Source organism: Streptomyces sp. NPDC059875 (assembly GCF_042731085.1).
Taxonomy (GTDB): Bacteria; Actinomycetota; Actinomycetes; order Streptomycetales; family Streptomycetaceae; genus Streptomyces.
On record NZ_JBHWJZ010000007.1, the window covers coordinates 54922 to 79583 of the forward strand.

Consider the following 24662-nt stretch of genomic DNA (forward strand, 5'->3'; position numbering starts at 1 on the left):
GCGAGTGGGCACCGTCGGTGCTACCTGGCAGGGTTCGCCCCGTACGCGTTCATGTGAGGTGGGGGAGGCATGGCTGTCGTGGGTCTGGGGCTGGGTCTGGGGCTGGGACTGGGTCGGTTGAGGGAGTTGCTCGGAGAGCCGGAGACCTGGGGGTGGGCGAGGCCGGCGTTGTGGGAGGCTTCGGAGGCGTATCTGGGGCTGACGCTGCCGTCGGACTACAAGGCGTTTCTTGATCTCTACGGGCCAGGGGCCATCGACGGGTACCTGTGGCTGGACCGGCCAGTGGCCGGTACCGCGGAGGAGGCGGAGCGTCTCTGGCCGCCACGCCTGCCTGAGGATCGGGACGCGGATCTGTACCCCTGGCCGTTTCACCCCGAAGCGGGTGGCCTCATCGAGTGGGGGCACGACGAGGAGGGCAATGCGTACTTCTTCCTGCCCCTGGAGCCGGACCCTGACGAGTGGCGCATCGTCGTGCAGGGCGGGTGCGGCGGCTGGTTCGAGACCGCCGGCACATTCACGGACTTCGTCGTTCGCTGCTTCGACCGGATCGACCGCCCGCCCTTCCTTTCCCGTCACTGGCCCGGCGGACAGGCGCGGTACCACCAGCAAGACCTGACCACGGCGGGCAACCGCTAGTTGGACGTCGGTAGAGCGAAGCCGGTGCACGTCTGCGGGTCGGTGGGGCGGCCCGGCCCCGGCCGCCCCACCGACCCGGACCGCCCGCGCCGTCGGCGTGTTCGCCGCAGGCGAGCGATCACAGTGGTGGCGGGCGACCGTACGCGACCGCACCTGGCAACGGCTCGCGGTCACACGTCCCAGGTGACCGGGAGGCTCTTCACCCCGTAGATGTCCGCGGTCTCCGGGCGCAGGGCGACCTCCTCGGCCGGTACGGCCAGGCGCAGCGTGGGGAAGCGGTTGAGCAGTGCGGCGAACGCGACCCGCATCTCGACGCGAGCCAGCTGCGCGCCCAGGCACAGGTGGATGCCGTGGCCGAAGGCCAGGTGTCCGCCGGACTCCCTCTGGAGGTCGAGCGTGTGGGGATCGGGGAAGCGCTCGGGGTCGCGGTTGGCGGTGTTGTACGACAGGACGACCGTCGTGCCGGCCTCTATGGTCTGGCCGCCCACCTCGACGTCCACCAGCGCCGTCCTCATGAACGACTTGGCGACGCTCAGGTACCGCAGCAGCTCCTCCACGGCCTGGTCGACGAGTGCGGGATCGGCGCGCAGCGCGGCCAGTTGGGCCGGGTTCTGAAGCAGCGCGAAGGCACCGAGAGCCAGCATGTTCGCGGTGGTGTCGAATCCGGCTGCCAGCAGGATGAGGCTGATCCCCTGCAGCTCCTCATCGGTCAGGTCGCTGTCGGTGAGTTCGCTGAGCACGTCGTCGGTGGGGTTCGCGCGCTTGGCGGCCACCAGCTGTGCGAGGTAGTTCTGGGTCGCGGTGTAGGCCGCTATCAGGTCCTCATCGCCCGTCTCCCCGTTCATGAACTTGTCGATCTGTTCCTGGAAGGAGTCGCGGTCCTCGTACGGCACTCCCAGCAGCTCGCAGATGATGATGGTGGGGATGGGCTTGGCGAACGCGGTCACCAGGTCGGCCGTCGGCCCGGCCTTCTGCATGGCGTCGAGGCACTCGGTGGTGATCTGCTCGACGCGCTCGGTGAGCAGTCGCATCCGCCGTGCGGTGAACTTGCCCACCAGCGGCTTCCTGTAGCGGCCGTGCTGTGGTTCGTCCATGAGGAGGAACTCGCCGGGCGGCGCCGGGGGGAGCTCGAAGTCGACCACGTTCATGAGGTCCTTGCGCGAGCTGAACCGCGAGTCGGCCAGGACCGACCTGACCAGGTCGTATCCGGTGATCAGCCAGCCGGGCTTGCCGCCGGGGTGGGTGTAGCGGCTGATGGGGCCGTGCCGACGGGCGTCGATCAGCTCTGCCGGCGGGTCGAAGGGGCAGCCGGGCCGACGCTCCGTCGGAAGCGTCGTGACGGTGTGGAGGGACTCGCTCATGACCATTCCTCATCTCGCGGCTACGTGTTTGACGCATGTCGAAAGCTACGTTGCGTTCATGATTTCGTCAATCACGTGTGAGGCGTTGTCGCGGGTGGGTTGCGGCAAATTGATGCAACGGCGATGGCGTGAATGCAATGAAGCGTTGCAATGGGATGCGGCAAAGGCAATGCCGTCGGCGCTCGGTGTCGGGTGGTGCCGGAACCGGCGGGTGGGCCCAGTGTTCAGGCGCGCCTCGAACTCGCCGATTCTCGCCCTGGCCAGGCCGACCGTGCCACAGCCAAGCCCAACTCCAGGCGAACGGCAATAAGATGCCGATGATCGGGCGGTGATCGGGCGGTGAGCAGGCCCGGCGAGCAAGGGGGGCGGCCATGGGCGCCATACCGGGCGCACGCGAAAAGCTGGACCGGCTGGGCCGAGCCCTGCACGCGCAACTGGTCGAGCTGATCAACGACTTGACCCCCGGCAGCGACCTGCGTCTGCTGTTTCTCGACGAGCCGAGCATCGTCGACTGGCACGAACCGCTCCGCTACCGATACTCGACCAGCTCTTTCAACGGGGAGCTTCCCGCGAATGTCGGCGCCACCGACATCGTGTCCCGCGCGGCCGCGCTGCTCGGCTCGGCGGGCTGGGAGGTCGCGACGTCGCAGGAGAACGTCGGCGGCAGGTCCTGGATGGTGGTCACCGCTCGCCGCGACGGCAACAGCATCGAGATCCGGGTGGGCGACCACGTACCCGTCGTGTGGTTCAGCGGGCTGACGCCGGCGATCGCCTTGAACGAGCCGGAGGAGTTCCAGTGGCCGGAGCCGGTACGCACGGCCGAGACCGTCACGCCCGGATATGTGCTGTGCTACGAGTGCGACGGCCTGGGATGGTGCCCCGGATGTGGGGGACGCCGCTGGGTGCGCGACGAGGCCCGCGGGCGGAAGAACTGCGGTGAATGCCACCGGGACGGCGTCTGCCCGATCTGCCGGGGCGCGGGGGAGCTCGCGATCTCCGCGTTGTCGCCGTACCAGGAGGGCTATTACCCGGAATTGGGCTAGAGCGGCAGCCGGCGAGCAGGAGTACGGGCGGGGTCGGAGCACGCAACCGGGTCCCGACGATGTCCCGGTCGGCCGACGCGCGGCCGACCGGGACAGGGCTCACGCGAGGTCGAAGCGATCGAGGTTCATCACCTTGTCCCACGCCGCCACGAAGTCACGCACGAACTTCGCTCCCGCGTCCTCCGCCGCGTAGACCTCCGCGATCGCGCGGAGTTGGGAGTGCGAACCGAAGACGAGGTCGACGGCGGTGGCGGTCCACTTGGCCTCGCCCGTGGCGCGATCGAGGCCTTCGAAGACGTTCTCCGCCGAGGTGGACGCCTTCCACTCCGTACCCATGTCCAGGAGGTTGACGAAGAAGTCGTTCGTCAACGCCTCCGGCCGGTCGGTGAGGACGCCGTGTGGCGATCGCTTGAAGCCGGTGTTCAGGGCCCGCATGCCGCCGGTCAGGACCGTCAGCTCCGGAGCGGTCAGCGTCAGCAGGTTGGCACGGTCCAGCATCAGGGTCTCCGGCGACAACTTCTCGCCCGCCCGGAGGTAGTTGCGGAACGCATCCGCCCGGGGTTCGAGCACGGCGAACGCCTCCACGTCCGTCTGCTCCTGCGAGGCGTCCGTGCGTCCTGGTGCGAACGGGACGGTGATGTCGTGGCCGGCGTTCTTCGCGGCTTGCTCGACGGCCGCGCACCCGCCCAGGACGATCAGGTCGGCGAGCGACACCTTCTTTCCGCCGGACTGTGAGCGGTTGAAGTCCTGCTGGATCCGCTCGAGGGTCTGCACCGCCTCGGCCACCTCGGGCAGGTCATTGACCTCCCAGTCCTTCTGCGGCGCGAGTCGAATCCGTGCCCCGTTGGCTCCTCCGCGCTTGTCGGTGCCGCGGAAGCTCGCCGCCGACGCCCAGGCGGTGGTGACCAGCTGGGAGACGGACAGTCCCGAGGAGAGGATCCTTCTCTTCAGGTCGGCGATGTCCTCGTCCCCGACCAGTTCGTGATCGACCTCGGGGACCGGGTCCTGCCACAGCTGCGGCTCGGGAATCCACGGGCCGAGGTAACGCGCAACGGGACCCATGTCGCGGTGCAACAGCTTGTACCACGCCTTGGCGAACGCGACCGCGAGCTTGTCCGGGTTCTCGTGGAAGCTCTTCGCGATCGGCGCGTAGATCGGATCCAGCTTCAACGAGAGGTCCGTCGTCAGCATCATGGGAGCGTGCCTCTTCGACGGGTCATGGGCATCCGGCACGGTGCCCTTCGCCGAGGGATCCTTCGGGGTCCACTGGTGCGCACCCGCCGGGCTCGTCGTGAGCTCCCAGTCGTACCGGAACAGGTTGTCCAGGTACCCGTTGTCCCACTTCGTCGGCTCGTTGGTCCACGCGCCCTCGAGCCCACTGGTGAGCGTGTCGACGCCCTTGCCGCTGCCGTACGTGTTCCGCCAGCCGATGCCCTGCATCTCGAGCGGAGCGGCTTCGGGTTCCGGGCCGATGTACGAGGGATCGACCGCGCCATGGCACTTGCCGAACGTGTGACCGCCGACGATGAGCGCCACCGTCTCCTCGTCGTTCATCGCCATACGCCCGAACGTCTCGCGAATGTCCCGGGCGGCCGCGATCGGATCCGGATTTCCGTTGGGGCCCTCCGGATTGACGTAGATCAGTCCCATCTGCACGGCACCGAAGGGACCGGTGAGTTCCCTGTCGCCGCTGTAGCGCTCATCGCCGAGCCACGTGTCCTCGGGCCCCCAGAAGATCTCCTCGGGTTCCCAGATGTCCTCTCGCCCGAATCCGAATCCGAACGTCTTGAACCCCATCGATTCCATCGCGCAGTTGCCTGCGAAGACCAGAAGATCGGCCCATGAGATCTTCCGGCCGTATTTCTGCTTGACCGGCCAGAGCAGGCGGCGCGCCTTGTCGAGGCTCGCGTTGTCCGGCCAGCTGTTGAGAGGGGCGAAGCGCTGAGCGCCGGAGCCGCCACCGCCCCGGCCGTCGGCGATTCGGTACGTCCCCGCGGCATGCCAACTCATCCGGATGAAGAGCGGTCCGTAGTGGCCGTAGTCGGCGGGCCACCAGTCCTGCGACGTCGTCATCACCTCGAAGACGTCCTGCTTCAGCGCGTCGACGTCGAGACGCGCGAACTCCTCCGCGTAGTCGAAGTCCTCGTCCATCGGATTGGACTGGGGCGAGTGCTGGTGGAGCACCTGAAGGTCGAGCTGGTTCGGCCACCAGTCCCGGTTCGTCCTGGGCGGAGTCGTCGTGGTGGTGGGGGAGGGGATTACCGGGTTCTCGCTTTCGCTGCCGGACACGTCCATCCTTCTTCCTGTTTGTATTTCCGGTCTCGAGCATGGCGACCCGCGCCCGTGGTCCTCACGAAAGACGTCGATGATCGAGCGTGTGTCGGCGCACGTTATGGTCGCGCACCGCAGACGGCACGGCTACGAGAACACGCAGAGCACCCCCGCGTATCAAGGAGTCGGTTCCGGAAATTCGCCTCTTTCGCTTCCCATGGGAACCGGACTTCCACCGCTAAACTTCCGTCACTCCACCGAGCCTGAACAGGTGAACCGAAATGAGCGACCTGCTGGAGCGATTGCGCGGGCGGGGCTGGCGGATGACGTCTCAGCGGCGTGTCGTCGCGGAGGTCCTCGACGGTGAGCACGTCCACCTCACGGCCGACGAGGTGCACGCCCGCGCCGTACGGATGCTGCCCGAGATCTCCCGGGCCACCGTCTACAACACCCTGGGCGAACTGGTCCTGCTCGGTGAGGTGATGGAGGTCTCCGCCCACGGCCGCGCGAAACGCTACGACCCCAACGCGCACCACCCGCACCAGCACCTGGTCTGCGCCGGCTGCGGCAGCATCCGCGACGTCCACCCGACCGGCGATCCACTGGCCTGCCTCCCGGAGGGGGAACGCTTCGGCTTCACGGTGTCCCAGGTCGACGTCACCTACCGCGGGCTGTGCCCCTCCTGTGTCGGGAACGGGCCGCCCCATTCGTAGGCGCGGCCGGCGCACGCGGTCACGTGCCGGCGCCTGCTCACGCTGCGTGGCGACGCGTATCACCTCACCCGACGGCTTCGGTGGTTGGGCCGCCCCTGGAGTGGGAGGCTGAAAGGTGGGGGTCCGTGCCGAGGAGACTCGGGAGGGCCGAATGGGACGCGACGTCCCGGCGCTGGTCTTCACCCGTGACGACCGTCGCCAGTTCCGGAACAAGATGCACACGTGCCTCGACGTGTTCGCACGGATGCTGCGGGAGGCGCGGTTCGACTTCGAGCGGCCGCAGGTCGGCCTGGAGATCGAACTGAACCTGGTGGACGCCGCCGGCGAGCCCGCCATGCGCAGCACGGACGTCCTGGAGGCGATCGCGGATCCCTCCTGGTCGACCGAGCTGGGCCGTTTCAACCTGGAGATCAACATCGAGCCGCGGCGGCTCACCGCGGGTGGTCCCGACTCCTGGGAGCAGGAGATCCGCGCCGCGCTCAACCACGCCGAGGAGAAGGCCGCGGCGATCGGCGCGCATCTCGTCATGATCGGGATACTGCCGACCTTGGAGCTCAAGGACGCGGGGCCGGCGGCGCTGTCCGAGAACCCGCGGTATCACCTGCTGAACGAGCAGATCTTCGCCGCGCGGGGCGAGGACCTGCTGATCTCGGTGGACGGGGTGGAGAAACTGCGGACCTACGCCGAGACGATCACGCCGGAGGCTGCCTGCACCAGCACCCAGTTCCATCTGCAGGTCTCGCCGGACGAGTTCGCGGACTACTGGAACGCCGCGCAGGCCATCGCGGGGGTGCAGGTGGCCCTGGCGGCGAACTCTCCGTTCCTGTTCGCCAAGGAGCTGTGGCGGGAGACGCGGATTCCGCTGTTCGAGCAGGCCACCGACACCCGGCCGGACGAGATCAAGGTGCAGGGAGTGCGGCCACGGGTGTGGTTCGGCGAGCGGTGGATCACCTCCGTGTTCGACCTCTTCGAGGAGAACGCGCGGTACTTCCCGGCGCTGCTGCCGCTGTGCGACGACGAGAACCCGGAGGAGACGCTCGACCGCGGCGAGATCCCCGGCCTGGCCGAGCTCACCCTGCACAACGGGACCGTCTACCGCTGGAACCGCCCCGTCTACGCCGTCGTCGACGGCGTACCGCATCTGCGGGTGGAGAACAGGGTGCTGCCCGCGGGGCCCACGGTGACGGACGTGCTGTCGAACGGCGCGTTCTACTACGGGCTGGTCCGCGCCCTGGTCGACGAGGACCGGCCCGTCTGGTCACGGATGTCGTTCTCGGCGGCGGAGGACAATCTGCACGCCGCGGCCCGGCACGGAATCGACGCGCAGCTGTACTGGCCCGGGATGGGCGAGGTCCCGGTGACCGAGCTCGTACTGCGGCGCCTGCTGTCGCTGGCCGACCGCGGTCTCGAGCGGTTGGGCATGGACGCGGCCTGGCGGGAGCCCCTGCTGGGGATCATCGAGCAGCGGTGCGTCAGCGGCCGTAACGGCGCGGTGTGGCAATCCGAGATGTTCCACCACTTCCACGACATCGCCCACGCGGACCGGCACCAGGCACTGAGGCGGATGACCCAGCAGTACATCGAATTCATGCATTTGAACGTTCCGGTGCACACCTGGCCCGTCGAGTGAGGGCGCCGCTGTTCAGGGCGATGCGGGAGACAGCGGGACTCCATTCGTACGCAGGACGTCTCGGACATCGAGGATCAGGGGAAACACCTCGTGATTTCGGTCCTCGCCCTGCTCGTCCCAGGCCTGCTGCTCGGCCTCCACCGCCATCCGGTCCTGGGCGAAGACTCGCTCCGTGAAGCGGCGGATGAACGGCCAGGCGATATCGAGAGCCCCCGGGATCGACGGCTTCGCGATCGAGAGGAGACCGTACGTGTGATTCACGCGCTGCTCGGCGTCCTTCGGCACGTACGCGGCCCAGAGCGAGAACGCGGGCTGTTCGGAATTCGTGGGAACCGCTTGGAGGATCTGGTACGGATACTCGGTGCGTACGGTGACGGCGTCGGGGGAGTCGGCGCCGCCGAGCCCCTCGGCGGACAGGAGCCCGGCCCCGCGGTCCTTCCTCCCACCGCCGGGGACGAAGAGATAGCGGGCCTCGACGAAATTCGGTCCGGTGTCGTACCCGAGGAGCTTGGGATGGATTCTGCCCAGGACGCCCCGGTGCAGGAACTGGTGGTTCATGTCGAGCAGATTCTCGTGCATGAAGGTGTAGTGGCACCGCACTGTGCGCGAGAACGTCATGGTCTTGTGGTTCGGCGAATGGAATTCCGGCAGCTCAGGCAGCGGTACCGTGACCGCCTTCTCCGCGTCGCCCGGAAAGACGAACACCAGTCCGTACACTTCGCGGACCGGATAGGCGCGCACGCCACGCGGTGGCCGCTCGACCCCCTTGGGGAGGTAGGGGATCTGGGAGATGCGTCCATTTCCGCGGTAGGTCCATGCGTGATAGCAGCACCGGAGTGTCTCGCCTTCCACGACTCCCATGCTCAGTGGCACCTGCCGATGTGCGCACCGGTCCTCCAGGGCGAAGACCTCGCCGCTCTCGCCGCGATACAGCGCGATGCGCTCGCCCGCGAATACGGCGGGGAATGTCTTCCCCTTGGGGACGTCCCGTGAGACGGCGACCGGGTACCAGAAATTGGGATCGATGCCGATTCTCCGGAGGTCCGGAACGGCTCCGGAGCTCTGAGCGGACGTGTGCGGCCGATCACTCGCCGGGGCGCGTTCGGTGGCCGCGCCCTCTGGTTGCGCCTCGGTCATTCACCACTCCCTCGCCACGCGGGTCCCGGCTGCGGTACGTGCAGACGTCCTTGCTTCGTAGTCTCCTCACGGTTGAGGGATCTACGCAGCTCGGGCGGTCCCGTCGATACCGCCGAATGCGGCGCGGCGAGGTCGACCGGCCGTCGGACGCTGCCGTCACCTGCTGCTTCTCGGACGTCGCGTGGATGAGGCTCGCCCCGGAGGGTGACGGCGCATACGCCGGGATCCGCGCGGATGGGACGCCGGCGGCGCCGCCGGACGCCGTGCGGTCGTGGACGCGTCAGCTGTCGAAGCGCTGGCGGGAGGCGTCGATGTGACCCAGGTACCGGTGCGTCCAGTCGCACAGTCCGTCGATCGTCACCCGCAGGGCCTGGCCCGCCTCGGTGAGGGTGTACTCGACCCGCGGCGGCACGACGGGGTGCACCGTCCGATCGATCAGGCCGTTGCGCTCCAGCATGCGCAGGTTCTGCGTGAGCATCTTGTGGCTGATGCCTTCGATCTCGTTGCGCAGCTCGCTGAAGCGCAGGGTGTGTTCACCCACAGCCTCGATGATCAGGAGCGCCCACTTGTTGGCGACGTCCGTGAAGATCTCCCGCGCGAGCGAGTCCGCGCGCCTCAGGTCCGCGTCCTCGGGCGAGCCGCTGAACTGCTTGGTCACCATCAGGTTCCCCAGTCACCGAAAAGTGCGTTCTTCCATGTCAGCGGACACTCTCCTACGGTTCCTGAGTAACCGCAAGAGAGCGACTTTCGAACGAAATGTGGAGGCGGACAGCATGGCCATCACCCTGGTGAATCCCAACGGCTTGCCGGAGATCGATGCCTACCGGCAGGTCTCGATCGCGACCGGATCGAAGCTGGTCTTCATCGCCGGCCAGGTCGCCTGGGACGCCGACGGCGTCACGGTCGGCGAGGGCGACCTCGCGGCTCAGGTCGAGCAGTGCTACCTCAACATCGGCACCGCCCTGGCCGAGGTCGGTGCCTCCTTCGACGACGTGGCGAAGCTGAGCGTCTACGTCGTCGACTGGACCCCCGACAAGATGCCCCTCCTGATGGAGGGCATCACCCGGGCGTTCACGAAGCTGGGCGTCACCCCGGTCCCGCCGGCCACGCTGCTGGGCGTCGCGGCGCTGGACGTACCGGACCATCTGGTCGAGATCGAAGCCACGGCCGTCATCGACTGACGAGGCGGTCAGGGTGTCAGTGGTGCGCTGTACGTTGCGGCCATGGGCATCTATCTGGTCAGTGTCGGCGCGGAGGAATGGTTCGACGAGGAAGAGGGCGGGTGGGGCGAAATCGCCTCGGCGCTGAACCAGGAGCTGAGGCGCCGGGGTATGCCTGCCTATGAGTCCGTGCCCGAGGAGGCCGACTTCGTTCGCGGATCGGGGCAGGCCTTCGAGGAGAAGCTGATCCCTTCCATGGACGGGTTCGGCGCGCTGTGTCAGGCACAGCTGTCACGCGAGGAAGTCGAGACCGTGTGCGGCTGGACGGCGCTGGTCCCGGTTTCACTCGACGAGGAGGTCTGGCTGCCCGTCGACTCGACCTTTACAGAGGGGTCGACCATGGTCGCCGGCGCTCCTCAGGTGCTGGCGATCGCCGAGAAGCTGGCTGCGGTCATCGAACTCCCGGCCGAGACACCGGAGATGTGCGACAACCTCGACCTGACCCTGTGGTTCATGGACGGAGGCGCGCAGGAACTGGCCGCTGCGCGAGCTGGACCATGGAGCGATGACCTGGACACGGCCTTCTACGTAGCGCTGTTTCTGCGCGCTGCCCAGCACTCGGTCCGGCGGGGCTGCCCCATCGTCTACTCCTGAGGACGAAGCCTCTCCGGTGCGCCGCCCTCTCGGCGGGGGTGGGCATCGTGGACCTTCAGTGCCGGACGTCAGCGGCTCGCGCGCCGGGAGGGCTTCGCGCTGCGGAGCACGGCGAGGATCGCCCAGGCCAGCAGGACGTTCACCAGCGCGCCGCCGGCGAGAGGGACGAGGAGGCCGAAGGGGTTGGCGGGGTCGGCGTCGGTCGCGTCGCCCGCTCCGAGGAATGTTGCCAGGGGGAGGACCGCGAAGACCGTCACGAGAAGCGAGCCGGGCAGGGTCGCGAAGTACAGCGGGGTCGTGTTGTCCGGCGGTCCGCCGGCGACGGCGTTGGCCACCACTCCGGCCGCGACCAGGCCGACGTACAGCGCGGCCGTGGCGGGGAGCGCGCGCCCGGAGAGTCGTGGCGTCATGTGCGGTGTGACCCCTGAAGGTGCGGAGACGACGGAAAGAAGCCCGAACCTCTTCCCTGGGGAAGCGCGGACCGGGCTTCATTATGAACGGTGTTGAACATGTTCAACACCCAGGGGTGTCGAATGGGATCAGTCGCCGTTCGGCTTGGAGCCCATGGACTGCATGGCTTCCTGGGCTCGCTTCTCCATCTCCTCCTCGGGGACGTCCTCGATGTGCGAGGCGACGCTCCAGCGGTGGCCGAAAGGGTCCTCGAACTGACCGGTGCGGTCGCCGTAGAACTCGTCCTTGACCGGTGACAGTTCCCGGGCGCCCTGGGCGAGGGCCTTGGCGAAGATTGCGTCGACGTCCTCCACGTACACGTGCAGGGTGATCGGTGTGCCGCCGACCGCCTTCGGGGAGCGGAATCCCATGTCCGGGTACTCGTCCGCGAGCATGATGATCGAATTGCCCAGCGCCAGCTCGGCGTGGCCGATCTTGCCGCCGGGGGCCGGCATCCTCATGCGCTCCTCCGCGCCGAGCACGGACACGTAGAAGTCGAGCGCGGCCGCGGCTCCGTCGATACAGAGGTACGGCGTGACACGCGGATATCCCTCGGGGATGGGCTGGACGGTCACGGTCTCCCGCCTTTCCGGACTGTGACGATCACCGCTGACCGCCGCTTGCGGCCACAGATATCCCGAACCCCGGGCCGGGCGCCGACGCCGCGCGGCGGCCGGCCACGGGATGCCCCGAAGGGCGGCAGCTTCCGGGGCGGCCCGTTACGGCCCGATATGGGGGTGTCGTGCCCGGAACAGGGTGCGGGCGATCAGACCGGTCAGGAATCGAGAAGCGCGGACCCGGAGCCACGGATAGCGTCGAAGCCATGGGTAGCACCACACAGGCGCCCACGACTTCAGGAGTGACCATGGCCACCGGCTCTTCCCCGCTGGGAATCAAGACCGTGCTGCATCCCGTTTCCGACCTGGCCAAGGCGAAGGCGGTGTACATCGCCCTGCTCGGCATCGAACCCCAGAACGCTTCGGACTACTACGTCGGGTTCGACGTCGCGGGCCAGCACATCGGGCTGGTGCCGGGCGGCGCGTCGCAGGGCATGACCTCGCCGGTCGCCTACTGGCACGTGACGGACATCGAGGCGAAGCTGGCCGAGGTGACCGCCGCGGGTGGCAGCGTGAAGGAGCCCGCGCACGACGTCGGTGGCGGTCGCCTGGTGGCCACCGTCACCGACCCCGATGGCAACGTCCTCGGACTGCTCCAGGACCGATGAGCACCGTCCCCCGGCCCCGACCGTCGTCGGCGATGTCGCCGCGCGGCCGGGGCCCGTGGGTCCCTCGACGTACTGCTCGACGCTGATCGGATCGAGCCGGGCGACGCCGGCGGAGGCCGCGAAGGCGGCCCGCCCGAAAGATGGAGAACGAAGAGCATGGCCACGAGGAAGAGGACGCAGTCGCCTGCGCCGCACGTCGCCGACAGCCACGAAATGATCCGCGTGCACGGGGCGCGGGTGAACAACCTCAAGGACATCAGCATCGAGATCCCGAAGCGCCGGCTGACGGTGTTCACCGGGGTCTCCGGTTCGGGCAAGAGCTCGCTCGTGTTCGACACGATCGCCGCGGAGTCGCAGCGGCTGATCAACGAGACGTACAGCGCCTTCGTCCAGGGCTTCATGCCGACCCTCGCGCGGCCCGAGGTCGACGTGCTCGAAGGCCTGACGACCGCGATCATCGTCGACCAGCAGCGGATGGGCACCGACCCCCGCTCCACCGTCGGCACGGCCACCGACGCCAACGCGATGCTGCGCATCCTCTTCAGTCGCCTCGGGAAGCCGCACATCGGCCCGCCCAGCGCCTACTCCTTCAACACCGCCACGGTCCGGGCGAGCGGTGCGATCACCGTCGAGAAGGGCGCCAAGAAGGCGGTCAGGGCGACCTACCAGCGCACCGGCGGCATGTGTCCGCACTGCGAAGGTCGCGGCACGGTCTCCGACATCGACCTCACCCAGCTCTACGACGACTCCAAGTCGCTCTCCGACGGCGCGTTCACCATCCCCGGCTGGAAGTCGGACAGCCAGTGGACCGTGCAGCTCTATGCCCAGTCCGGCTTCGTCGACCCGGACAAGCCGATCCGCAGGTACACCAAGAAGGAGATGCAGGCCTTCCTCTACGGAGAGCCGACCAAGGTCAAGGTCAACGGCATCAACCTCACCTACGAAGGGCTGATCCCCAAGATCCAGAAGTCGTTCCTGTCCAAGGACAAGGAATCGATGCAGCCCCACATCCGGGCCTTCGTGGAGCGGGCCGTCACCTTCACCACCTGCCCCGAGTGCGACGGCACCCGGCTCAGCGAGGGCGCGCGGTCGTCGAAGATCAAGAGGATCAGCATCGCCGACGCCTGCGCGATGGAGATCAGGGACCTGACCACTTGGGTCCGCGGGCTCAAGGAGCCGTCGGTCGCGCCGCTCCTGACGGCACTGCAGCACACCCTCGACTCGTTCGTGGAGATCGGCCTCGGCTACCTCGCCCTCGAGCGGCCGTCGGGCACGCTGTCGGGCGGCGAGGCGCAACGCGTCAAGATGATCCGCCACCTCGGCTCCTCGCTCACCGACGTCACGTACGTCTTCGACGAGCCCACCATCGGCCTGCACCCGCACGACATCCAGCGGATGAACGACCTGCTGCTGCGGCTGCGGGACAAGGGCAACACGGTGCTCGTCGTGGAGCACAAGCCCGAGGTGATCGCGATCGCCGACCACGTCGTCGACCTCGGCCCCGGCGCCGGTACGGCCGGCGGCACCCTCTGCTTCGAGGGCACCGTCGAGGAGCTGCGGGCCGGCGGCACCATCACCGGCCGCCACTTCGACGACCGGTCCTCCCTCAAGGAGACGGTACGGACGCCCAGAGGCTCGCTCGAGATCCGCGGCGCCACGACCCACAACCTGCGCGACGTCGACGTGGACATCCCGCTCGGGGTGCTCGCCGTCGTCACCGGCGTCGCCGGCTCCGGCAAGAGTTCGCTCGTGCACGGATCGATCCCGGTCGACGAGGGGGTGGTGTCGGTCGACCAGAGCCCGATCAAGGGTTCGCGACGGAGCAACCCGGCGACGTACACCGGCCTGCTCGACCCGATCCGCAAGGCGTTCGCCAAGGCCAACGGTGTGAAGCCGGCGCTGTTCAGCGCCAATTCCGAGGGCGCCTGCCCTACTTGCAACGGCGCCGGCGTCATCTACACCGATCTGGCGATCATGCAGACCGTCGCCACCCCCTGCGAGGACTGCGAGGGGAAGCGGTTCGACTCCTCGGTCCTGGAGTACCGCTTCGGTGGCCGGGACATCAGCGAGGTGCTCGCGGTGTCGGTGACGGAGGCCCAGGAGTTCTTCGGCAGCGGGGAGGCGGCCACACCGGCCGCGCACCGAATCCTCGAGCGGCTCGCCGACGTCGGGCTCGGCTATCTCAGCCTCGGCCAGCCGCTCACCACGCTGTCCGGTGGCGAGCGGCAGCGGCTGAAGCTCGCCACCCACATGGGCGACAAGGGCGGCGTCTACGTCCTCGACGAGCCGACCACCGGCCTCCACCTCGCCGACGTCGAGCAACTGCTCGGGCTGCTCGACCGGCTCGTCGACTCCGGCAAGTCGGTCATCGTCGTCGAGCACCACCAGGCGGTCATGGCGCACGCCGACTGGATCATCGACCTCGGCCCGGGCGCAGGACACGACGGCGGGCGGATCGTCTTCGAGGGCACACCGGCCGACCTCGTCGCGGCAGGCTCCACCCTCACCGGCGAGCACCTCGCGGAGTACGTCGGGGCGTGACCGACGGCCTCGGGCATCCGGTCGCCCAGGGCCTGTCCGACCCTGATCCGCGGGACAGGCCCTAGCCTGGCCGCGTGACGACGATCTACATGCTCGACGGCAAGCGGATCCGGACGCTGGAGGACTTCTGGCGTGTGATGGGCGAAGCAGTCAACGGCCCCGGCGGCTACTTCGGACGAGGCCTGGACGCGTTCAACGACTGCCTCCGCGGGGGCTACGGCACCCCTGACGACGGCGACTTCACCGTCGAGTGGCACGACCACGCCTCTTCCCGCGAGGCGCTGGGTCACCCGGAGACGGCCCGTCAACTGGAGATCCGGCTGACGCGCTGCCACCCCACGCATCGCGCTCGGGTCGCCGAGGAGATCGCCGAGGCACGCGCGGGACGGGGCCCGACGGTCTTCGACTGGCTGGTCGAGATCTTCGAGGACGAAGCCCCGGGTGTTCTGGTGCTCCGCTGACGACCTCCACCGCGTGGGTCCGTCCGACGTCGGACGGACCCCGCCCCTCCGCGACTCAGTGGAGGAACTCCCCGTCGCGGGCCACGACGACTCCACCGTGCACGACCATGTCCCGGCGGGGCATGTCCACGACGACCTGGGGCAGGCACTCGCCCCGTACGAGGACGAAGTCGGCCGGCGCGCCGGGCGTGAAGTCCGCGTGCGCGAGGCCCATGACGTCGGCTCCTCCGTGGGCCGCGACGCGGTAACAGTTCGTCAGCTCCTCGTCGAGGCGCACGTCCGTCACCCACCCGAGCAGATGCGCGCGGTGCAGCATGTCGGCGTTGCCGAAGGGGCTCCAGGAGTCGCGCACGCCGTCGGAGCCGAGCCCGACCCGCACCCCGTGCTCGCGCAGTCGGGCGATCGGCAGCACGAGGGAGTCGGACGGCGCCACTGTGGTGAGGGCGATGTCCTGCTCACCCAGGTCGGCGGCGAGGGGCCCGAGTTCGCCGTCCGTCAGGCCGGGCAGGCAGAAGACGTGGCTGACGGTGACCTCGCCGGCGAGGGACAGGGCGCGCGTGCGGTCGACGATGCCGCGCATGGCCTTGATTCCCTTCTCACCCCGGTCGTGCAGGTGGATGTCCACGCCGACGCCGTGCCGGTCCGCGATCCCGAAGACGAGGTCGAGCTGCTCGTCGAGGGCCTGGTCGAAACCGATCGGGTCGATGCCGCCGATCATGTCGATCGTGCCCGTGCGCGCCGCCTCCTCCAGGAGCTCCGCCGTGCCCGGGGTACGGATGACGCCGTGCTGCGGGAACGCCACGATCTGGACGTCGAGGGCGTGACGCAGCCGTTCACGCGCCTCCGCCACGCCCTCCACGCCCGCGAGGCCGTAGGCCGGGGCCACGTCGGCGTGGGCGCGCATCGCCCGCGTGCCGCGGGTGACGGCGTGCGCCATCAGGCCGTACGCGCGCTCCGCGACGGGGCGGCGCTGGCTGCGGAACAGCTCCACGTCCTGGGCCACGTAGTCGGCGATCCCGCTCGCCGGCCGCCGCGACACCCAGGAGCCGCCCCAGGTCGTCTTGTCGGGATGGATGTGCGCGTCCACGAGGGACGGGAGCGCGATCCGGCCGTCGCCGTCGACGACCTTCGCGCCGCGGGGCGCCGGGCCGTCCGACACGCGGCCGTCGACGACCACGAGGTCCGTGGCCTTCGCCGCGCCGAACGGGCGTACGTCGCGGAAAACCACGGCATTGGCGCGACGCCCCGCGGCGCTTGGCGCCGGGGCTTCGGCGCCCACCGTCGAGCAGTGGGCCTGGGCGGGGGTGGTCGTGGCGGCGATGCCGGCCGTGGTGCCGGCCAGTGCGGCGGCGCCGGCCAGCATCGTGCGGCGGGAGAGAGCGCCGGGGGAAGACGGGGTCGGCTGCATGGGGACTCCTTCGGCGGGGACGGTGCGGGGGAAGGGGGAAGGGGGAAGGGGGGTGGTGCGGACCTGTGGGGAGCGGGAGCAGAAGCCGTACGAGGAACGGCGGGCGGCATCGAGGCGCGGTGGCGCGCGGGCCAAAGGCGCGGGGCAGCGCCCGGCCTGCTGATACCGGCGCGGTCCGGCGTCGGTACCGGAGGGCCGCCGTCGGCGTCAGAGCGCGACGCCCGCCCCGCGGGGTGGGCACCGGCCTGCCTACGTCGGCGCGGTCCGGCGTCCGTACCGGTGAGCGGCCGCCGCGATCAGAGCGCGAGGCCCGCCCGCACCACCCTTACCGGACGCATGAGCGTGGTGACATCGGCCAGCGGGTCGGCGTCCACGAGGATCGCGTCGCCCGCGAAGCCGCGCGCGAGGCGGCCCGCCGTGCGCTCGAGGCCGAGGAGGCGGCCGGCGCCGGTCGTGGCGGTGCGGATCGCGTCGAGCGCCGGGAGCCCGGCGGCGCGCATCAGCTCCACCTCGCGACCGATCGGGCGCACCGTGCCGCCTGAGGAGTCGGTCCCGGCGGCGAGCGGGACGCCCAGCTCGTGTGCGGCGAGGACCGCCCGCTTCAGCACGGGGAGGTACGTGCGCCCCCGCTCCGCGAGGACCGGGTTCGTGGACTCCGCCAGGCCGGCGATGGCGGTGAGGGTGGGCGTGAAGTACGTCCCCCTGCGACGCATCTCGCGCAGGGTGCGCTCGCCGACGAACGCGCCGTGCTCCAGGGAGCGGATGCCGGCCGTGACGGCGTCGTGGCAGCCCTGCTCGCTGTAGCTGTGGCACAGGACGCCCTTGCCGCGCCGCCGGGCCGCGGCGACGATCTCGGCGAGCTGCTCGTGCGAGTACACCTGGGCGAGCGGGTCCTGCTCCGGGAGCCCGGCGCGCTCGTTGACCCGCGTCTTGATCACGTCCGCGCCACGGGCGAGGTTGACCTCGACGACGCGGCGCAGCGCCTCGGCCGAGCGCACGCCGTCCTTGAGGCGCGCGAGCGGGGTGAGGTCGGGGTCCGCGAGGACGGTGTCGCCGAGGTCGGGGGTGACGAAGACCCCGGCGGCCGTCAGACGGGGCGCGAGGGCGGGGCTGTGTCGGGCGAGTTCACGGACCGCGATGTCCTGGTAGAAGGCGGTCGATCCGCTGCGCGCGCTGGTCGCACCCTGCAGGACCGCGGCGCGGGCCTCGGCGGCGGTGCTGAGGTGGATGTGGGCGTCGACCAGCCCCGGCAGCACCCAGCGGCCGTGGGCGTCGAGGACCTCGGCGCCCTTGGGCACGGTGACGCTGCCCCGACGGCCGGCCGCGCGTACGGTCCCGTCTTCGATGACCACGACGGCGTCCTCGCTGACCTCGCCCGTGGCCGGGTCGAGGAGGGTGCCGCCCTGGATGACGAGGTGTCCGCCCCGTGCCGGGGCGCCACCGTGGGTGGGCCGGGCGGCGGGCGACGCCCCGTCGCGGTCCCCGGCGGTGGCCGCCGCCGAACCGGCCGCGGCCAAGGTGCCGGCGAGCGCGGCCGCACCGGCGAGGACGCCACGGCGGGTCAGCCTGCCGGCGGGCGGCGGTGTGGCTTCGACACACATGGGAGCTCCTTGGGGAGTAGGGCGACGGCTCCCCGATTTTGTATACCAAGCGCGAGAGGCGGGGCAAGGGTGGTGGCCACGCGACCATGATGAGCCCAACAGAAGGCCTCATTCGACTGGGTGGGATGGTTGGGCTACGCAGGCTTGGTATACAAAGACCTCAGGCGTCGCCGAAGAGCGAGCGCAGCGCTACAGCCCTGCTGTCGCGCACGTGCAGCAGCGTGCTCGCCTCGGCCGCCTCCGTGTCGCCGGCGGCGATGTGCCGGTACATCTCGGCGTGCTGGGCCCTCATGTGCGCGGGTTCCTCGCGCAGGCCGAACAGCAGGCGCAGCTGCCAGCTCAGCTGTTCCATCGTGCGCGCGAGCAGCGGGTTGCCCGACATGGTCACGACGCTCTCGTGGAACGCGGTGTGTGCGGCCACCTCGCGCGTCCCCTCGTCCGCCGCGGCCGCCGACTCCGCCTGACGGAGCGTCGCCTCCAAGGCGACGAGCCCTGCCGTGTCGCCCGCCGCCGCGGCCCGCGCCGCGAGGCGCGAGGCCTGGACCGCCAGCGGCTCCCACACCTCGTAGAGGTGTTCCACGTCCGTGCGCTCCAGGCGCCGTACGCGTACGCCACTGTGCGGGAGCAGTTCGAGGAGGCCCTCGGCGACCAGCGCACGCAGGGCCTCGCGCACCGGCACCCGGGACATGCCGAGCTCCTCGGCGACCTCCCGTTCGACCAGGCGCGAGCCCTGTGCGTACCGCCGGTCGACGATCCGCTGCAGCACGGCCTCGCGTGCGCGTGCGCTCAGCGAGGCGGTCGTTCCCGTGGTCGTTCCGGCGGTCTTTCCCATGGCTGACGGACGCGAGCCGCTGTCCTTGGCCGCTGAGCCGCTCCTGGTTCTGTCCGCCACGTCCTCGGCCCTCCGTTCGGCATGTCCCGGGCGAGGATACGTCCGGCGGCGGAAGGGGCTCGCCCCGACGAGAGACGGAATGAGGAATTCCGTGCGCGGATGACCACGCCGTGCTACAGTCGAGATCAGTTGCAGTTGTGGTTCCCATAAACTTCAAGTGCCTTTGACGATGATGAATCGTCGGGCACTTTTTGTATTTTCGGTGCTGTTTCCGGACGGGGTAATCGCGCGGCGACTCCGGGATTCGCACAGTGCGGGTCTCCGGGTAATGCCCCGAAGGAGATATGGCATGGCTACTGGCACCGTGAAGTGGTTCAACTCGGAAAAGGGTTTCGGGTTCATCGAGCAGGAGGGTGGCGGCCCGGACGTGTTCGCCCACTACTCCAACATCGCGACCTCTGGCTTCCGTGAGCTGCAGGAGGGCCAGAAGGTGACCTTCGACGTCACGCAGGGCCAGAAGGGCCCGCAGGCGGAGAACATCCTCCCCGCCTGACGTCCTCACGTCCGACGCAGCTGGGGTCCTCACCCGAGAGGTGAGGGCCCCGGCTCGTTGCGTTTCACGGCCAATTCCCGGCACAAAGGTTCCTCGTAAAGGTTTCCAGGTTTTCATGAGCAGTTCAGCCCGTTCGGACCACACCCGTCGCACCGCCGCCTCCAAGGACGAATTCGCGCAGCCGGTCAGCCACACTCCGGCCCTGCCCGCCGTCGCGTCCTTCGATGAGCTCGGCCTGCCCGCCGGGGTACGGGAGCTGCTCACCGCGCAGGGCTTCGAGACGCCCTTCCCGATCCAGGCCGCCACCCTGCCGAACGCCCTCGCCGGGCGCGACGTCCTGGGGCGGGGCCGTACCGGGTCCGGCAAGACCCTCGCCTTCGGGCTTCCGCTGCTCGTGCGCACCGCCGGCAAGCGGGCCGAGGCCCGGAAGCCGCGGGCGCTCGTCCTCGTGCCCACGCGCGAGCTGGCCCAGCAGGTCACCGACGCGCTCGAGCCGTACGCCCGGGCGCTGAAGCTGCGCCTGGCCACCGTGGTCGGCGGCATGTCGATCGGGAGGCAGGCCGCCGCGCTGCGCGAAGGGGCCGACGTCGTCGTCGCGACCCCCGGCCGCCTCATGGACCTCGTCGAGCGCAAGGATGCCCGCCTGGACCGGGTGGACATCACCGTCCTCGACGAGGCCGACCAGATGGCCGACATGGGCTTCATGGACCAGGTCACCGGGCTGCTCGACCTCGTGCGCACCGACGGCCAGCGCATGCTGTTCTCCGCCACGCTCGACAAGAACGTCGACCTTCTGGTCCGGAGCTACCTCCACGACCCGGTGGTCCACTCGGTCGACCCCTCGGCCGCCGCCGTCACCACCATGGAGCACCACGTCCTCCAGGTGCACGGCGCCGACAAGTACGCCACCGCGACCGAGATCGCGGCCCGCGACGGCCGCGTGATCATGTTCCTGGCGACCAAGGCCGCCGTCGACCGCTTCACCGCGCACCTGCTGGGCAGTGGCGTACGGGCCGCGGCCCTGCACGGCGACAAGTCCCAGCCGCTGCGCACCCGCACCCTCGACCGGTTCCGCAACGGCGACGTCACCGTCCTCGTGGCGACCAACGTCGCGGCGCGCGGCATCCACGTCGACGAGCTCGACCTCGTCGTCAACGTCGATCCGCCGGCCGACCACAAGGACTATCTGCACCGCGGCGGGCGCACCGCGCGCGCCGGCGAGTCCGGCAGTGTGGTCACCCTGGTCCTGCCCGACCAGCGGCGCGACGTGGTCCGCCTGATGGCGGACGCCGGGATCCGTCCGCAGGTCACCCAGGTCCGCTCCGGCGAGGCCGAACTCAGCCGCATCACCGGCGCCAAGGCCCCGTCCGGGGTTCCCGTCGACGGCAGCGCGCCGAGCAGCGAACGCCCCAAGCGCGGCGGCGCGCCCTTCCGGGGCATGGGGACCGTCCCCGGCAAGCCCGGCCGCGCCAAGAACGAGTCCCGGCGCTCCGCCGAGGCCCGCAAGACGGCCGAGGCCCGCGCGGCCGCCCGGATCCGCCGCGGCCGCTAGGGCCTGTCCGGCGGATCAGGGTCGGGTGGGCCCCAGGACCGTCGACGCCGTCGACGCCGCCGACGAAGACGCGTCAGTGGTGGTGGCCGCGCCGGCCGAGGGTGTCCACGGGGGTCGCACCGGGGCGGGTCCACTGCGGTACGGGCCGGCTGGTCGGGCCCCAGGTGGCGTTCCCGTCCGCGTCCGAGCGCCAGTACCAGCAGGCCTGGCGGCGGTCGGACGGGGACCCCTCGCGGACATCGCCGATCACGGGCCAACCCTCCGGGTTGTCCTCCCACGCCTCGCCGCGGCCGTAAGGCGTCATGTCGAGCAGGCCCAAGGAACCGTTGGCCGCCTCGTTTCCACGGCCCGTCGTGGAGTAGGTGAGGAACGCGCGGTCGCCGTCGCGCAGGAAGCAGGCGAGGTAACCCATGTCTCCGCCGACCGGCGCCTCCACGCCCCGCGCCGAGTACCAGGGCTGGGTGTAGCCCATGAACTCGACGTAGGGAACCACCTCGTCCCACGGGCCGGAGGTCAGGACGGCGAACGAGACGCCCCGGGCGTTGAGGTAGACGGCGTCCTTCACGTGCCAGGCCGTGGTGGTGCAGCCCTCGCACTGCCCCTGGTGCGGCGCGCCGTCGTACCACATGTGCTTGTAGACCATGAGCTCGTCGCGACCCTGGAACAGGTCGAGGAACGGGACCGGCCCGTCGGCGCCGGTGACCTCGACCGCGCCGTCGAGCTCGACCATCGGCAGCCGCCGCCGGGCCGCGGCGATCGCGTCCCCCTCGTGGGTGTGCGCCTTCTCGCGGACCAGCAGCTCCTCGCGCGCCGCCTGCCAGGTGGCCAGGTCGACGACCGGCGGCTTGCCGGGGAGGTCGCTGCTCGCGTCGCCGGGAGTGGTCGTCATGGTGTCCTCCGTGGTGTCTCGCGCCTGGCAGCGTCGTACCACGTCCTACGCCGCTCACCAGGGCAGACTCGCGACCCGGTCGGTACTCGTCGGGGCGTCCCCGGCCTCGCCCGCAGGGACCACGCCCGGCCGGCAGGTTCACGGACGCGCTCTCATGCGCACCGGTAGACGAACCGGGTCTCGGCCGTGTGCCGGGTGGGTGAGACGATCACCAGCCTGGCCGTCGCCCGGTGTTCGCCCTGACCGCGGAACGTCCACAGCAGATGGAGCCGCGCCTGCTTCTGGTCCCGGGCGACCGTCTCCCGGAGCTGTCCGGACGTGGTGCCGTCGCTGCGTTCCCAGCGGTACGTCACGGTTCCGGGGCGCCCGTCGGTGTCCACCACCGCCACGACGTCCGCCGTGCCGTCGCAGCCGAGCGGCTGCCGCGGCGCGGTGACCGTCACTCCGTGTACGGACACCGTCGGACCGAGCCGCTGCCAGGCCAGGAAGGCCAGCACGGCCAGCAGCACGACGCCCGCCAGGGCGTACCGGCCAAGACCCGGACGCCGTGCGGGAGGTGGCGGTCCACTGGTGGTCCGCCCGGGCAGCGTGCCGTGCCAGATCTGCTCCGTCGTGGGGCCACCGCCGCCCCCGGACCGGCGCCGGACGGCCGCGGTCACACCGGGACCGAAGCGCAGGACCTCACCCTCGACGCGGTCGGGTGCCACCCCTTCCGCCGGTCGTTCGAACCACTGGCTGCCGAGCACCGTGGCGCTGTACTCGTCCGGGTCGTACGGGCGTCGGGGATCGCTCATGAGACCGTGCACCGCCTGGTGAGGAGCTGCTGGGAGGAACCGCCGTTCGCGGCAGAGGGGTCGGTCGTCGCCCGCACACCCCAGTAGCAGCCACGGCCCTGGAAGGTATGGGTCAGCATGATCGTGTACCGCGTCGCTCCGCTTCGCCTGACGCTCTCGGAACCGTCGGCCGTGCCCAGCTCCCCCTTGGTGCCGCCGGTGAACCAGGAGACGGCCACGGTCACCGGGCCGGTCCCGTCGGTGACGACCTCGAACGTCGCCTCGGCGGTGCTCGTGCCCGTCTGACGCAGGCTCGTGACGGAGACGGACTTCACGGCGACGGGCCGCGTGGTCGGCGGGGCGGAGGTGGGCTCCGTGGCCGGAGTGGTCGTCGGTGGCGCTGTCGTCGGTGGTGTCGTCGGTGTCGGTGACGTCGGAGTGGGCGGAGCGGTCGTCGTCGGCGGGGCGGTGGAGGTCGGCACGTCCGACGGTGACGGCGGGGGAGTGGTCGGCGCGTCCGTGGGCGGCACCTCTGGAGGACTGCTCGTCGGTGCCGGCGTTTCCGACGGCGCGGGGCCCGCCGGCAGCGCGCTGGTGGTGACGAAGGCCTCGGACGTCGTACGGCCCGGCCCGTCGTCCCCGGCACGTGCGGCGACAGCGGCCAGCACGGCCAGGATCAGCGCCGCCACGCCGGCCGGCAGCACCCTCGGCCAGAGCCGGATCCCGCGACCCGCGGGCGGCGGCGGCAGGGTGGTCGTAGCGAGTGCGGTCGTGCCCGTGGCCGGCCCTCCGCCCGACGAGGGGAGGAGCAGCGGCAGCAGGGCCACGAGCGCGGCGAGCGCGCGCCGGCCGCGCTCCTCCCAGTCGGGCCCGTACGCGGCCGTGGCCACGGTCTCCAACTCCGTCACGAACGCCGCCGCGTTCGCCGGCCGCTGCTCGGGAGCCTTGGCGAGACCGCGCCGGATCAGCGGACGCAACGGTTCCGGCGCGTCCGCGTTGGGAACGGGCGCATCGAGGTGCTGGAGCGCCAGTTCGGCGATGTTCTGGCCGGTGAACGGCTTGTGCCCGGTCAGGCACTCGTAGAACGTCGCGGTCGCCGCGTACACGTCGGCGGCGGGTGAGGCGGGCCGGCCGTTCCACTGTTCGGGAGCCATGTACGCGGGTGTGCCGGCGACACCGGGTGTGCTGCCGCGGTCCGTGGCGATGCCGAAGTCGACCAGCTTGGACGAGCCGTCGGCCGCGACCAGGACGTTCTCGGGCTTGTAGTCGCGGTGCACGACCCCCGCCCGGTGCGCGGCGGCGAGGCCCAGGAGCGAGCCCTTGAGCACCACGAGCGCCGCCTCGGGACCGGTGGCGCCTTCGCGTGCGAGCAGGGCACGCAGCGCGAGCCCGTCGACCAGTTCCATGACGATGGCCGCGCCGCGCGGGGCCTCGACGTACTCGTACAGACCCACGACGTACGGCGAGTCGAGGCCGCCGAGCAGGCGCGCCTCGGCCCGGAAGCCCCGGACGAAGGCGGCGTCCGTCCGCAGGCGTTCACCGAGGTACTTCACCGCCACCGGCACGCCGGTCGCGTCGTGGACGGCGAGGACCACCCGCCCGCTGCCGCCCGAACCCAGTTCCCGGTACTCCGTGTACCCGGGGACCACCCATGCGTCCATATCGCCCCCCGTCCTCCTCCATGGGGACAGATTCCGGCCACGGTCGGTTCCCGGGAAGGGCGCACGGACGGCGCATGGACTTCTCGCACGAGCCCATGGACTCTTCGTCGA

General features: G+C 70.2%; 23 protein-coding genes. 11 read left to right on the forward strand and 12 right to left on the reverse strand.

Translation table 11 applies throughout. From position 1 onward, the window contains the following. The first annotated feature begins 69 nt into the window (after nt 1-69). Nucleotides 70-636, forward strand: a complete 567-nt coding sequence (locus ACFV9D_RS10825) for an SMI1/KNR4 family protein (RefSeq protein ID WP_385143919.1) — start codon at nt 70-72, stop codon at nt 634-636. A gap of 170 nt (nt 637-806) precedes the next feature. Here ACFV9D_RS10825 and ACFV9D_RS10830 read toward each other — a convergent pair whose 3' ends face one another. Then, nucleotides 807-1997 carry a cytochrome P450 gene (locus ACFV9D_RS10830; RefSeq protein ID WP_385143921.1) on the reverse strand — a complete coding sequence of 397 codons (1191 nt, stop codon included), beginning with the start codon at nt 1995-1997 and terminating at the stop codon, nt 807-809. Between the two features lie 371 nt (nt 1998-2368). On the opposite strand from ACFV9D_RS10830, the gene ACFV9D_RS10835 reads away from it, so the two are divergent. Beyond that, nucleotides 2369-3040: a hypothetical protein gene (locus ACFV9D_RS10835; protein WP_385143923.1), complete on the forward strand. Its 672-nt coding sequence runs from the start codon at nt 2369-2371 to the stop codon at nt 3038-3040. A gap of 99 nt (nt 3041-3139) precedes the next feature. Here ACFV9D_RS10835 and katG read toward each other — a convergent pair whose 3' ends face one another. Then, complete coding sequence (gene katG / locus ACFV9D_RS10840) at nt 3140-5329, reverse strand: catalase/peroxidase HPI (protein ID WP_385143925.1); 2190 nt, start codon at nt 5327-5329, stop codon at nt 3140-3142. A 263-nt stretch (nt 5330-5592) separates the two neighbouring features. Here katG and ACFV9D_RS10845 point away from each other — a divergent pair, with 263 nt between their 5' ends. Together ACFV9D_RS10845 and ACFV9D_RS10850 are read left to right on the forward strand one after the other, a co-directional pair. Continuing rightward, on the forward strand, nt 5593-6024 hold the full coding sequence (locus tag ACFV9D_RS10845) for a Fur family transcriptional regulator (protein ID WP_385143927.1): 432 nt from the start codon (nt 5593-5595) through the stop codon (nt 6022-6024). Nucleotides 6025-6175: 151 nt separating this feature from the next. Then, on the forward strand, nt 6176-7654 hold the full coding sequence (locus ACFV9D_RS10850) for a glutamate--cysteine ligase (RefSeq protein ID WP_385143929.1): 1479 nt from the start codon (nt 6176-6178) through the stop codon (nt 7652-7654). Nucleotides 7655-7666: 12 nt separating this feature from the next. On the opposite strand, the gene ACFV9D_RS10855 is transcribed toward ACFV9D_RS10850, so the two are convergent. Further along, nucleotides 7667-8791, reverse strand: coding sequence for a Rieske 2Fe-2S domain-containing protein (locus tag ACFV9D_RS10855; RefSeq protein ID WP_385143931.1), 1125 nt, complete (start codon nt 8789-8791; stop codon nt 7667-7669). Between the two features lie 280 nt (nt 8792-9071). Then, entirely contained in the window at nt 9072-9452 is a 381-nt protein-coding gene (locus ACFV9D_RS10860) for a winged helix-turn-helix transcriptional regulator (protein ID WP_385143933.1), read from the reverse strand. A 112-nt stretch (nt 9453-9564) separates the two neighbouring features. Here ACFV9D_RS10860 and ACFV9D_RS10865 point away from each other — a divergent pair, with 112 nt between their 5' ends. Further along, nucleotides 9565-9972, forward strand: a complete 408-nt coding sequence (locus ACFV9D_RS10865) for a RidA family protein (protein ID WP_385143935.1) — start codon at nt 9565-9567, stop codon at nt 9970-9972. A 42-nt stretch (nt 9973-10014) separates the two neighbouring features. Next, nucleotides 10015-10605: a hypothetical protein gene (locus tag ACFV9D_RS10870; protein WP_385143937.1), complete on the forward strand. Its 591-nt coding sequence runs from the start codon at nt 10015-10017 to the stop codon at nt 10603-10605. Nucleotides 10606-10673: 68 nt separating this feature from the next. Here ACFV9D_RS10870 and ACFV9D_RS10875 read toward each other — a convergent pair whose 3' ends face one another. Beyond that, a complete protein-coding gene (locus tag ACFV9D_RS10875; protein WP_385143939.1) occupies nt 10674-11015 on the reverse strand; it encodes a hypothetical protein in 342 nt (113 codons plus the stop codon). A 129-nt stretch (nt 11016-11144) separates the two neighbouring features. After that, nucleotides 11145-11630, reverse strand: a complete 486-nt coding sequence (locus tag ACFV9D_RS10880; RefSeq protein ID WP_385143941.1) for a VOC family protein — start codon at nt 11628-11630, stop codon at nt 11145-11147. Between the two features lie 290 nt (nt 11631-11920). On the opposite strand from ACFV9D_RS10880, the gene ACFV9D_RS10885 reads away from it, so the two are divergent. The 3 genes from ACFV9D_RS10885 (at nt 11921) to ACFV9D_RS10895 (ending at nt 15282) form a co-directional block, all read left to right on the forward strand. Further along, entirely contained in the window at nt 11921-12280 is a 360-nt protein-coding gene (locus tag ACFV9D_RS10885) for a VOC family protein (RefSeq protein WP_385144335.1), read from the forward strand. A gap of 156 nt (nt 12281-12436) precedes the next feature. Beyond that, on the forward strand, nt 12437-14821 hold the full coding sequence (locus tag ACFV9D_RS10890) for an ATP-binding cassette domain-containing protein (RefSeq protein WP_385143943.1): 2385 nt from the start codon (nt 12437-12439) through the stop codon (nt 14819-14821). Between the two features lie 89 nt (nt 14822-14910). Further along, nucleotides 14911-15282 (forward strand): barstar family protein, encoded by a 372-nt coding sequence (locus ACFV9D_RS10895; protein WP_385144337.1) that lies wholly within the window; start codon nt 14911-14913, stop codon nt 15280-15282. 55 nt (nt 15283-15337) lie between these two features. Here ACFV9D_RS10895 and ACFV9D_RS10900 read toward each other — a convergent pair whose 3' ends face one another. The 3 genes from ACFV9D_RS10900 to ACFV9D_RS10910 all read right to left on the reverse strand — a co-directional run bounded on the left by ACFV9D_RS10900 (nt 15338) and on the right by ACFV9D_RS10910 (nt 19123). Continuing rightward, a complete protein-coding gene (locus ACFV9D_RS10900; protein ID WP_385143945.1) occupies nt 15338-16690 on the reverse strand; it encodes an amidohydrolase family protein in 1353 nt (450 codons plus the stop codon). A 296-nt stretch (nt 16691-16986) separates the two neighbouring features. After that, the gene (locus ACFV9D_RS10905) at nt 16987-18291 is read right to left on the reverse strand and encodes an amidohydrolase family protein (RefSeq protein ID WP_385143947.1); all 1305 of its coding nucleotides are present in this window, start codon (nt 18289-18291) and stop codon (nt 16987-16989) included. 160 nt (nt 18292-18451) lie between these two features. After that, nucleotides 18452-19123, reverse strand: a complete 672-nt coding sequence (locus tag ACFV9D_RS10910) for a GntR family transcriptional regulator (protein WP_385143949.1) — start codon at nt 19121-19123, stop codon at nt 18452-18454. 349 nt (nt 19124-19472) lie between these two features. On the opposite strand from ACFV9D_RS10910, the gene ACFV9D_RS10915 reads away from it, so the two are divergent. Both ACFV9D_RS10915 and ACFV9D_RS10920 read left to right on the forward strand, forming a co-directional pair. Further along, the gene (locus tag ACFV9D_RS10915) at nt 19473-19676 is read left to right on the forward strand and encodes a cold-shock protein (RefSeq protein ID WP_033201600.1); all 204 of its coding nucleotides are present in this window, start codon (nt 19473-19475) and stop codon (nt 19674-19676) included. 115 nt (nt 19677-19791) lie between these two features. After that, nucleotides 19792-21228, forward strand: coding sequence for a DEAD/DEAH box helicase (locus tag ACFV9D_RS10920; RefSeq protein WP_385143951.1), 1437 nt, complete (start codon nt 19792-19794; stop codon nt 21226-21228). 73 nt (nt 21229-21301) lie between these two features. Here the strand turns inward: ACFV9D_RS10920 and ACFV9D_RS10925 are convergent, their stop codons facing one another. The 3 genes from ACFV9D_RS10925 to ACFV9D_RS10935 form a co-directional block, all read right to left on the reverse strand. Then, nucleotides 21302-22117: a DUF899 domain-containing protein gene (locus ACFV9D_RS10925; RefSeq protein ID WP_385143953.1), complete on the reverse strand. Its 816-nt coding sequence runs from the start codon at nt 22115-22117 to the stop codon at nt 21302-21304. Nucleotides 22118-22269: 152 nt separating this feature from the next. Continuing rightward, the gene (locus ACFV9D_RS10930; protein ID WP_385143955.1) at nt 22270-22911 is read right to left on the reverse strand and encodes a hypothetical protein; all 642 of its coding nucleotides are present in this window, start codon (nt 22909-22911) and stop codon (nt 22270-22272) included. Beyond that, the gene (locus ACFV9D_RS10935) at nt 22908-24551 is read right to left on the reverse strand and encodes a protein kinase (RefSeq protein ID WP_385143957.1); all 1644 of its coding nucleotides are present in this window, start codon (nt 24549-24551) and stop codon (nt 22908-22910) included. The genes ACFV9D_RS10930 and ACFV9D_RS10935 overlap by 4 nt, the downstream gene beginning before the upstream one ends. Nucleotides 24552-24662: the final 111 nt, after the last annotated feature.

Coding starts and splice junctions, on each gene's coding strand:
- ACFV9D_RS10830 (WP_385143921.1), bottom strand. CDS start 1,997: ATGAGCGAGTCCCTCCACACCGTCACGACGCTTCCGACGGAGCGTCGG.
- ACFV9D_RS10920 (WP_385143951.1), top strand. CDS start 19,792: ATGAGCAGTTCAGCCCGTTCGGACCACACCCGTCGCACCGCCGCCTCC.
- ACFV9D_RS10865 (WP_385143935.1), top strand. CDS start 9,565: ATGGCCATCACCCTGGTGAATCCCAACGGCTTGCCGGAGATCGATGCC.
- ACFV9D_RS10870 (WP_385143937.1), top strand. CDS start 10,015: ATGGGCATCTATCTGGTCAGTGTCGGCGCGGAGGAATGGTTCGACGAG.
- ACFV9D_RS10845 (WP_385143927.1), top strand. CDS start 5,593: ATGAGCGACCTGCTGGAGCGATTGCGCGGGCGGGGCTGGCGGATGACG.
- ACFV9D_RS10885 (WP_385144335.1), top strand. CDS start 11,921: ATGGCCACCGGCTCTTCCCCGCTGGGAATCAAGACCGTGCTGCATCCC.
- ACFV9D_RS10915 (WP_033201600.1), top strand. CDS start 19,473: ATGGCTACTGGCACCGTGAAGTGGTTCAACTCGGAAAAGGGTTTCGGG.
- ACFV9D_RS10910 (WP_385143949.1), bottom strand. CDS start 19,123: ATGGGAAAGACCGCCGGAACGACCACGGGAACGACCGCCTCGCTGAGC.
- ACFV9D_RS10905 (WP_385143947.1), bottom strand. CDS start 18,291: ATGTGTGTCGAAGCCACACCGCCGCCCGCCGGCAGGCTGACCCGCCGT.
- ACFV9D_RS10825 (WP_385143919.1), top strand. CDS start 70: ATGGCTGTCGTGGGTCTGGGGCTGGGTCTGGGGCTGGGACTGGGTCGG.
- ACFV9D_RS10900 (WP_385143945.1), bottom strand. CDS start 16,690: ATGCAGCCGACCCCGTCTTCCCCCGGCGCTCTCTCCCGCCGCACGATG.
- ACFV9D_RS10895 (WP_385144337.1), top strand. CDS start 14,911: ATGCTCGACGGCAAGCGGATCCGGACGCTGGAGGACTTCTGGCGTGTG.
- ACFV9D_RS10875 (WP_385143939.1), bottom strand. CDS start 11,015: ATGACGCCACGACTCTCCGGGCGCGCGCTCCCCGCCACGGCCGCGCTG.
- ACFV9D_RS10855 (WP_385143931.1), bottom strand. CDS start 8,791: ATGACCGAGGCGCAACCAGAGGGCGCGGCCACCGAACGCGCCCCGGCG.
- ACFV9D_RS10935 (WP_385143957.1), bottom strand. CDS start 24,551: ATGGACGCATGGGTGGTCCCCGGGTACACGGAGTACCGGGAACTGGGT.
- ACFV9D_RS10890 (WP_385143943.1), top strand. CDS start 12,437: ATGGCCACGAGGAAGAGGACGCAGTCGCCTGCGCCGCACGTCGCCGAC.
- ACFV9D_RS10835 (WP_385143923.1), top strand. CDS start 2,369: ATGGGCGCCATACCGGGCGCACGCGAAAAGCTGGACCGGCTGGGCCGA.
- ACFV9D_RS10930 (WP_385143955.1), bottom strand. CDS start 22,911: ATGAGCGATCCCCGACGCCCGTACGACCCGGACGAGTACAGCGCCACG.
- ACFV9D_RS10925 (WP_385143953.1), bottom strand. CDS start 22,117: ATGACGACCACTCCCGGCGACGCGAGCAGCGACCTCCCCGGCAAGCCG.
- ACFV9D_RS10850 (WP_385143929.1), top strand. CDS start 6,176: ATGGGACGCGACGTCCCGGCGCTGGTCTTCACCCGTGACGACCGTCGC.
- ACFV9D_RS10860 (WP_385143933.1), bottom strand. CDS start 9,452: ATGGTGACCAAGCAGTTCAGCGGCTCGCCCGAGGACGCGGACCTGAGG.